Origin of the sequence: Methylobacterium sp. WL18 (genome assembly GCF_008040015.1) — a bacterium.
GTDB lineage: Bacteria > Pseudomonadota > Alphaproteobacteria > Rhizobiales > Beijerinckiaceae > Methylobacterium > Methylobacterium mesophilicum.
This window is the reverse complement of the sequence record NZ_VRVD01000145.1, coordinates 1-9093: the sequence shown is the minus strand read 5'-3', so window position 1 is coordinate 9093 and position 9093 is coordinate 1. Positions and strand designations below refer to the sequence as shown.

Sequence of the window (9093 nt, the reverse complement as noted above, 5' to 3'; positions counted from 1 at the left end):
GGGCAGGGGCCATCGGAGCCGGAGCCGTTGGAGCCGGGGCGGTCGGCGCCTCCGCGGTGGGGGCGTTGGCGATCGGGGCCTTGGCCTTCGGCGCGGTGGCGCTGGGCGCCTTCGCGATCGGCCGGTTGTCGGTCGGCCGCGCCCGGGTCGGGGCCTTGCAGGTGGACTCCCTGCAGGTGGACTCTCTGGAGGTGGGATCCCTGAAGGTCCGATCCCTGGAGATCGACACGCTGACGGTCCGGACGCGGCGCCTCCCGGACGGGGAGCGCTGACGCATCATCCTCCGAGGTAATCGCCCTCGCCCGAGGCTGGCCCGCGGGCTCCCGATCGCGTAGCGTTTCATCCGTCATACCGGACATGCCCGCGAGGTCAGGCCGCGATGAACGACAAGACCAAGCCCTTTCGACCTGGCGACGCCATCGACGTCCTCGGCGAGACGGAGGGCGACTTCGTCCTGCCGCTCTGCCTGCCGAAGCCAAGCCTGCTCGTCGGCGAGGACCTCGCCATGGTCGTCCTCGATACGATCCTCGGTCAGCGGGTCGGGCTTCCCCTCAGCCTGCAGGGCGCGGCCGACCTGCACGCGGTGCTGGGCGAGGCCCTGCGGCTTCTTCAGACGCCCGACGGCGGCTCGATCCAGTGACCGGAACGCCGCAGCCCGCGGTCACGCCTCGGGCTCGGCATCCGGCGCGGCGCCGTCCGAGCGCTCGCCCCGGGCCACCTCGCGCAGGGCCGAATCCGGCAACGGGCGCTGCAGCTTGAGCGCCTCGGCGGTCGGAGCCTCCAGCCAGGCCGCCCATTCCTCCGGCTCGGTGAGGACGACCGGCATCGCCTTGGGGTGGACCGGGCCGACGACCCCGTTCGCCTCCGTGGTCAGGAACGAGAACAGCCGGTGCTCCTCGGGGACGCGGTCCGGGTTCTCCCGCTTGGTCCCGCGCACGCCGGTCCAGGGCCGCCAGATCCCCGCGAAGGCGAAGAGCGGACGGTCCTCGTCGCAGGCGAACCAGACCGGGATCTTGCGCGGCTTCGCGTCGGCGTACTCGCTGAACGCGTTGGCCGGCACCAGGCAGCGGTGGGCCGGGCCCAGCCAGGGGCGCCAGTGCGGGCTCGCGGCGTTGCGGACGTTGGTGACGGGGTGCTCGCCGAAGGCCTTCGGGCCGGGAATGCCCCAGCGCATCAGGGCGAGTTCCCGGCCCTCCGGCCCGTTCCAGACCACCGGGGCCATCTGGTCGGGGAAGATCGCGGGCAGCGGCGGCAGGTTGCCGGTGCGGTCGCCGACGGTTCCGAAGGCGCGGCGCAGCCCGGCGGGGCCGGTGCGCAGGCTGTAGAGGTTGCACATGGGGGTCTCGGATCGTCCTCCGGGTCGTCGGGAACCGGGTCGCGGTCCCGCAGGCGGTCAAGTGGCGTCCTGTGCGGCGGCGCGCAATTGCTGCGTGGCGCCGTCCGCCTGCCGGGCGGATCGGGCGATCAGATCGAGGCTGCCGGTGATCGAGCCGACGCCCTGCGCGGCCGCCTGCATGCTCGCCGACATCTCGCGGGTGACGGCGGATTGCTCCTCGACCGCGGTCGAGATCGCGGTGGCGACCTCGTTGAGCCGCACGATCGTGCCCTGGATCGCGTCGATCGCCGCCACGGCGCCCCGGGTGGCCTCCTGGCTCCCGGAGATGTGCGCGCCGATCTGCTCGGTGGCCCGGGCGGTCTGGTTGGCCAGCTCCTTGACTTCGGCGGCGACCACCACGAAGCCCCGGCCCGCCTCGCCGGCCCGGGCCGCCTCGATGGTGGCGTTGAGCGCCAGCAGGTTGGTCTGCGCCGCGATGCTCTGGATCAGCGCGACGACCTCGCCGATCTGGGCGGCCGACGCGCTGAGGCCGGCGATGATCCGCTGCGTCTCCCGGGCCTGGCTCACGGCCTGCCCGGAGATCTCGGATGCTTGCACGACCTGCGCGCTGATCTCGGAGACCGAGGCGGCCAGTTCCTCGGCGCCCGAGGCCACCATCTGGATGTCGCCGGAGACGTGCGTCGATGATTGGGCGGCCTGTCCGGCCTGCTGCGAGACGCCGGAGGCGGCCTCCGCGATCGCGGTGAGGTCGCGCGCGAGGGCGCTCTGAAGGTCGGCCCGGCGCCGGCGCTCCAGCACCGCGGCGGTGACGTCGGTGGCGAACTTGACGATCGTGATGACGCGCCCGTCACGGTCGAAGATCGGGTTGTAGCTGCCCAGGATGAAGACCTCGCGCCCACCCTTCGCGAGGCGCTTGTACTCGGCCATCCGGCTCTCGCCGCGGCCCAGATCCTCCCAGAAGCGCCGGTATGCGGCGCTGTCGCGCTCGGTCTGGTCGATGAACAGGCCGTGGTGGCGGCCTTGGATCTCGTCCAGCCGATATCCCAGGGTGGTGAGGAAGTTCTCGTTCGCGGTCAGGATCGTGCCGTCCAGGGCGAACGCGATCACCGCCTGCGACCGGTTGATCGCCGCGATCTGCCCCTCGTACGCGATGGTGCGCATCACCTGCGCGGTGACGTCGGCGGCGAACTTGACGACTTTGATCGGCTTGCCGCGGCGGTCGAGGATCGGATTGTAGGTCGCCTGCAGCCAGATCTCGCGGCCGTCCTTGCCGATGCGCTTGAACTCGCCCGCCTGGAACTCGCCGCGCCGGAGCGCCGCCCAGAACGCGCGGTAGGCGTCCGTCTCCCGGATGGCCGGGGCGACCAGCATCGGGTGGGACTGGCCGCGGATCTCGTCGAGGCTGTAGCCGACCGCGTCGAGGAAGTTCTTGTTGGCCGTCAGGATCGTGCCGTCGAGGGCGAATTCGATGACGGCCTGAGACCGGTCCAGGGCCTCCACTTTCGAGCGGAGATCCTTATCGAACAGCAAGTTCATCGCTCATATAATCCCTGTTACGAAATCTCGAATCTTATAAAATTGATTTTGATGGTGTCGATCGGGAAGCTGCCGGACCATGTGCCTCCCCATCATGAATAGGTGGCCGATATCGTAATTTGTGTTGGAGATGGAATTGTTTCTGTTTGTATTTTTCGACTGACAGATCTGACTTCATGTCACGACCGGACCGGTATTCAATTTTAAATGGTCGAAGAGCGGTCTTTAAAATATCGGACGTTCTATGACCCAAGATTATGAATGATAAACAGGGGGATTTGTATTTATGGTGACGTAAAGTGAATTTATCTGTTGCGACGCCATTCGCGATGTACAAGCAATCTCGTTGCGTGGTCCTGCCCCATATTGGGTGATGAGCTTCCGGCCCGGCGCCGACAGACGTCGGGCGTGTGACGGGCTCAGCGCGGAGCCGCAACCGGCTTGAAGCTCCACAGCTCGGTCGGGAGCGCGACCGGGGCGCCCTCCTTGTAGAAGGCGGAATCCTGGATGTGCGAGGTCGTGACGTAGACGGTCCCGTCCGGCCCCTGGCTGAACGTGTCCGGCCAGCGCAGGCGCGGATCCTGAATCAGCGTGGTCACCCCAGAATCCTTGGACGCGAGATCGCGGACCTTGATCGAATCGTCCTGCGGCGACGTCACGTATAGGCGGCTGCCGTCGCGATCGATGAGCAGACCGTCGGCTGGCCCATTCTCGCCCACGGTGACGACCTTGCCGGTGAGGGTCTTGTCGGCCAGCATCTCCGGCACCAGCGATGCCGTGACCCAGCCGGTCAGCGCGTCGGTCGGCAGGCTGTACAGAACCTTACCCTTGATCGCCTGCCAGTACAGCGTCTTGCCGTCCGGTGAGAGGGCGATGCCGTCGGCCGAGAACGCGACGCCGCGCCCGTCCGGCCGCCGCAGGGGCTTGCCGTCATACGTCACCGTCACGGCCGGATCGGGCATGGTCGCAGGCACGCCCGCGAGCAGCCGCTTGGCCGTCCCGGACTCGATGTCGACCACCACCAGGGCGCCCTCCGCGCCGGAATCCGTGAGGTAGGCGGTCTTGCCGTCGGGCGAGATCCGCACGTCGTTCAGGTAGGAGCCCTGCGGGGCCACCGTCGGGTCGAACGCGATCGTCTTGGCGACCGTGTTGGTCTTCAGGTCGATCGCCACGAGCTTCGGGCCATCCTTGACCACGGCCGCCATCGCGGGGGCGGCGGCATCGACGACCCAGAGCCGGCCCTGCCGGTCGGCGACCACGCTCTGTACACAGACGAAGTGGGTTTTTGGGTCGACCTCGTCCTTGCGGGCGTTGCGCCAGGCATTCCACTCGGCATCGGGGTAGGGGACCGGCTTGCCGTCCTTCAGCTCCGCCACCGACACCGGCGAATCCTCGGTCCAGCGCGGGAAGTTCACGAAGATCCGGCCGTCCTGCGCCACTGTCACGCCGGTGACCTGATGTTGGAAGTGCGCAACCTGCGTCAGCGCGGTCGAGCCGGCCGGCGGCGGCGAGGTGGCGGCCACGGGCTCCTGCGCCAGGGCCGATCCGGCGAGGGTGCAGAGGAGGAGGGGCAGCAGGGTGCGGGCGGCCGGCATCGTCATACGGGATTGGTCCTGGGATAAAGCGACGGTCGAAGCCCCGGTCTCTGGCGACCGGGGCCGTCTCGGCGGCGGCGGGCGCGCCGCAATCGGGCTCAGTTCGGGTGGAACACCACCTTCACGCAGCCGTCCTTTTTGTCGCGGAAGGTCTTGTACAGGTCCGGGCCGTCGGCGAGGTTCGTGGACCGGTGGGTGATCATCGACGTCATGTCGAACTTGCCCTCCTGGATCAGCTTGGTCAGCGTCTCCAGGTAGCGCTTCACGTGGGTCTGGCCGCTCTTGAGGGTCAGGCCCTTCTGCACGATCGAGCCCATGTTGACCGGTACCGGGCCGCCATAGACGCCCGGCACCGAGACGATGCCGCAGGGGCGCACCGCCTTGATCGCCTCGGCCAGCGCGTAGGGCCGCTCGGTGGAGGTCAGCTTCTCCTGGAGGGTCGAGAGCACGCCGGTGAGGCCGCCATGGCCCGCGCTCGCCTCCATGCCGACGCAGTCGATGACGCCGTCGGCGCCCTGGCCCTTGCTGATCTCACGGATCCGCTCGAACACGTCCTCGTTCATGAAGTCGATGACGTCGGTGGCGCCGGATTTCTTCGCGAGGGCGAGGCGCTCGGGCACGGTGTCGATGGCGATGATGCGCCCGGCCCCCATGATCTTGGCCGACTGGATCGCGAACAGGCCGACCGGGCCCGCGCCCCAGATCGCGATGGTCTCGCCGCCCTGGATCTCGCAATGCTCGGCGCCCTGCCAGCCGGTGGGCAGGATGTCGGTGAGGAACAGGACCGACTCGTCGTCCATGCCATCCGGCACCTTCATGGGCGCCACGTCCGCCATGGGCACGCGCACGTACTCGGCCTGCCCGCCGGCATAACCGCCGGTGAGGTGCGAGTATCCGAACAGGCCCGCGGTCGGGTAGCCGAACTGCGCGGCCGCCATCTCGCCGTTGCGGTTCGAGCGCTCGCAGACCGACCAGTTGCCGAGCTTGCACTGGCGGCAGGCGCCGCAATTGATGTTGAACGGCACGACGATGCGGTCGCCCTTCCTGAACTTGGTGAAGCCCTGGCCGACCTCGACGACCTCGCCCATGAACTCGTGGCCGAGCACGTCGCCGGATTTCATGGTCGGCATCTGGCCGTCCATCAGGTGGAGATCGGAGCCGCAGATCGCGCAACTCGTCACCTTGATGATGACGTCGCGGGCATCCTCGATCACCGGGTCCGGCACCGTGTCGCAGCGGATATCGTTCTTGCCGTGCCAGCAGAGTGCCTTCATCGGGTCGGTTCTCCAGATCGGGGAAGCACAGCCGCGCGGTGCGGCCTCGCCAGGGCAAGCGCCCGGCCGTACGGTCAAGTTCCGCTGCGGCGACGCCCAAGGCCGCGCCGCTCGCAAGCGACCGACAGGGCAAGGCGGGCCCTGGAGGCCGGTTCCCGCGGCATTCCGCGCCGCCGGCCTGCGATGGCAGCCGATTCGGCCGATCCAGGCGCGACCGTGGAACCCCGGACGGGCCTCGACGGGTTATCGGCCATCCCTTCCGAGCCTGGGCGAGGCGTTTTCGGCCATCGTCCTTCCGCGATGCCGTGTGCGAGGCCCCATGCCGAACAGCCCGATCCTTCAACCCGTCACCATCGGCGACCTGACGCTCAAGAACCGGGTGGTGATGGCACCCCTGACCCGCAGCCGCTCGAACGACGAAGGCGTGCCGCCGGACTTCGCCGCCGACTATTATGGGCAGCGCGCGAATGCCGGGCTGATCATCTCCGAGGCGACCAACATCTCACCGCAAGGCGTCGGCTACGCCTACACCCCGGGGATCTGGTCCGACGCGCAGGTGGAGAGCTGGTCGCGGATCGTGAGGACGATCCACGCCAATGACGGGCGGATCTTCTTGCAGCTCTGGCACACCGGCCGGATCTCCCATCCCGATCTTCAGCCGGGCGGCGCATTGCCGGTCTCGGCCTCCGCGATCAAGCCCGAGGGGACCGCGTTCACCCAGGACGGCATGAAGCCCCACGAGACGCCGCGGGCGCTGGAGACCGACGAGATCCCCGGAATCGTCGCCGACTACCGGCGGGCCGCGGAGAACGCCAAGCGGGCCGGCTTCGACGGCGTCGAGATCCACTCGGCCAACAACTACCTGCTGGAGCAGTTCGTCCGCGATTCCACCAACAAGCGAACCGACCGGTACGGCGGGTCGATCGAGAACCGCCTGCGCTTTCCCCTGGAGGTGGTCCGGGCGGTCACCGAGGTCTGGGGCGGCGGCGCCCGCGTTGGCATCCGGCTCTCGCCCGCCACCACGCAGCCCGGCGAGACGCCGCTCGATTCCGATCCGCACGCCACCTACGGCGCCTATGTCGACGCGCTGAACGGCTTCGGCCTGCTCTACGTCCACACGATCGAAGGCGTGACCCAGCAGACCCGCGACGTTCCGGACGGGATCGACTTCCTCGACCTGCGCCGTCGGTTCAAGGGCGCGTATATCGGCAACAACCAGCTGACCCTCGACCTCGCGGAGACCGAGCTGGCCGAAGGCCGGGCCGACCTGTTCAGCTTCGGCCGCCCCTACATCGCGAACCCCGACCTCGTCGATCGCCTCGCCAGCGGCGCACCCCTGGCCGAGGCGCCCAAGCCCTACTGGTACGGTGGTGGCGCCAACGGCTACTCCGACTGGCCCGGCATGAACGGTCCGGTCCCGGTGCGGCGCTGATCGCACGGGATCGACGGCTCCTCCGTCCCAGCAGGGACGGGGGCCGGAACCTGTGAATGTTTCACGGGAAACATTCCGGCGGTTCACGTTTCGTAACCCATCCGGAATCCGGCCGGGGCGACGGGCTCTCAGACGGTCCCGTCGATCCCGATCCCGAGCTGCTCCGGCCCGCGCAGCGACGCGCCAGGCCGGTAGGGCGGCGGGTCGCGCAGCAGGCGGGGCGCTACGAGGCGGCGGCTCAACGCCACCAGGGCGATCTCGGCCTCGATCCGGGCGAGCGGTGCGCCGATGCAGTAGTGCAGGCCGCCGCCGAAGCCGAAATGCTGGATGTCCGCTCGGTCCGGATCGAACCGGTCGGGCTCGGAGAACCGTTCCGGGTCGCGGTTCCCCGCGGCGAACAGCAGGATCACCGGGGCGCCCTTCGGGATCGTCTCGCCGGCCATGGTGATCGAACCCAACGCCTTGCGGGTCCGAAAATGCACCGGCGGTTCGTAGCGCAGCACCTCCTCGATCACCTGCGGCGCCCGCTCCGGGTCGGCGCGCAGGCGCTCGAGTTCGCCCGGGTGGCGCAGCAGGGTCAGCATCGCGTTGGTGATGAGGTTCACGGTGGTCTCGTGGCCCGCGACCAGGAGCAGGACCGCGGTGGCGATCAGGTCGAAGTCGCTCAGCTGCTTCCGGCCATCCGGACCGGGCGCGGCCAGCCCGCTGAGCATGTCGTCGGCCGGGCGCCGGCGCTTCTCGCGGATGAGGTCGCGCATATAGGCGGCGATCGCGTCGAAGGCCCCGACGATCTGACGGCGGGTTTCGGCGTCGTGGTGGGCATCCGGTTCCACCGCGGTGGCGAGCTGCGTCGCCCAGACCTGGAAGCGCGGCTCGTCCGCCTCGGGGACGCCGAGCAGTTCGCAGATCACCGTGACTGGCAACGGGTACGACAGGTCGCTCACCAGGCAGATCTCGGAGCGCCCCCGGCAGGCGTCGATGAGCTGATCGACCTCGCGGGCGATCCGGTCGCGCAGGCCGAGCACCCGGGTGATGGAGAATTCGCGCATGACGAGGCTGCGCAGGCGGTCGTGGTCGGGCGGGTCGCGGAAGATCAGCGGCCGGTGGGTCGCGGTGATGCGGTTCTTGATCGGGTTGAGGATGAGGTCCTTGAGCGGGTTGCCGGTGCGCGGCCGGCGGGGCGGCGGCAGATCCTCCGAGCTGAGGCGCGGATCGAAGATCAGGCCGCGGATCGCCGCGTGGCCGCTCACCACGTAGCTGCCGTCCGGCTGGCGCCAGACCGGGCGCTGCCGCAGACGGGCATAGAGCGGGTAGGGGTCGGCCCGGTTGGCCGGGTCCGTCACGGCGGCGAACAGGGCCTCGTCGGACATCGGGTCAGCCATGGGCGGCCTCGGCGGAGGGGCGCGCCGGCGGGAAGCCCGGCGCTGCGGTCTCGATCCGGGGCTGGTCCGTGGCGTCGAGGATCGGCGGGAAGGCGGCGCCCGCCTCGATCGCCTCGGCATAGGCGGGCAGCCACCGGGCCTGGTCGAACGAGACCGCCGCGATGCTGCGTCCGGCCCGGCCGTAGACCGCGAGGAAGCGCCGGGACGCGCGCGTACCCTGCACCACCGCGACGGCGTCGGCACCCTCGGTGAGACCCACGGCCTTGATGTTGATCCCGAACTGGCTGGACCAGTAGGCCGGAAGATGCACGTAGGCGCGCTGGTCCTCGGGGGCCGCCAGCATGTTGCGGGCGGCGTGGGCCGCCTGCTCGACGGCGTTGCCCCAATGCTCCACCGAGACCAGCCGGTCGCCGTAGAGCCGGATCGGCCAGCGGGCCACGTCTCCGGCCGCGTAGATGTCGGGGCAGGGCGCTCCGTCCGCGTCCAGGACCCGGCAGGCCGCGTCGCAGGTGACGCCGCCGGGATCCGCCGTCAGGCC

General features: G+C 69.4%; 9 protein-coding genes. 3 read left to right on the top strand and 6 right to left on the bottom strand.

Features of this window, described 5'->3' with window-relative positions:
- Together FV228_RS12875 and FV228_RS12870 are read left to right on the top strand one after the other, a co-directional pair.
- Positions 1-272: hypothetical protein (locus tag FV228_RS12875; RefSeq protein WP_147854981.1), on the top strand; the 272-nt coding region annotated here is incomplete at its 5' end.
- A 107-nt stretch (positions 273-379) separates the two neighbouring features.
- Entirely contained in the window at positions 380-640 is a 261-nt protein-coding gene (locus FV228_RS12870) for a hypothetical protein (RefSeq protein ID WP_147854980.1), read from the top strand.
- 21 nt (positions 641-661) lie between these two features.
- Here FV228_RS12870 and FV228_RS12865 read toward each other — a convergent pair whose 3' ends face one another.
- The 4 genes from FV228_RS12865 to FV228_RS12850 form a co-directional block, all read right to left on the bottom strand.
- Positions 662-1336, bottom strand: a complete 675-nt coding sequence (locus tag FV228_RS12865; RefSeq protein WP_147854979.1) for an SOS response-associated peptidase — start codon at positions 1334-1336, stop codon at positions 662-664.
- 57 nt (positions 1337-1393) lie between these two features.
- The gene (locus tag FV228_RS12860) at positions 1394-2872 is read right to left on the bottom strand and encodes a PAS domain-containing methyl-accepting chemotaxis protein (RefSeq protein WP_147854978.1); all 1479 of its coding nucleotides are present in this window, start codon (positions 2870-2872) and stop codon (positions 1394-1396) included.
- 419 nt (positions 2873-3291) lie between these two features.
- A complete protein-coding gene (locus tag FV228_RS12855; protein ID WP_147854977.1) occupies positions 3292-4473 on the bottom strand; it encodes an L-dopachrome tautomerase-related protein in 1182 nt (393 codons plus the stop codon).
- Positions 4474-4565: 92 nt separating this feature from the next.
- Entirely contained in the window at positions 4566-5741 is a 1176-nt protein-coding gene (locus FV228_RS12850) for a zinc-dependent alcohol dehydrogenase (RefSeq protein WP_147854976.1), read from the bottom strand.
- A gap of 319 nt (positions 5742-6060) precedes the next feature.
- Between FV228_RS12850 and FV228_RS12845 the strand changes: the two genes are divergently transcribed.
- Positions 6061-7173, top strand: a complete 1113-nt coding sequence (locus tag FV228_RS12845) for an alkene reductase (protein ID WP_147854975.1) — start codon at positions 6061-6063, stop codon at positions 7171-7173.
- A 128-nt stretch (positions 7174-7301) separates the two neighbouring features.
- On the opposite strand, the gene FV228_RS12840 is transcribed toward FV228_RS12845, so the two are convergent.
- A complete protein-coding gene (locus tag FV228_RS12840) occupies positions 7302-8543 on the bottom strand; it encodes a cytochrome P450 (RefSeq protein WP_147854982.1) in 1242 nt (413 codons plus the stop codon).
- A 4-nt stretch (positions 8544-8547) separates the two neighbouring features.
- Positions 8548-9093 (bottom strand): oxidoreductase C-terminal domain-containing protein (locus FV228_RS12835; protein ID WP_147854974.1); only part of this gene is annotated, 546 nt, incomplete at its 5' end.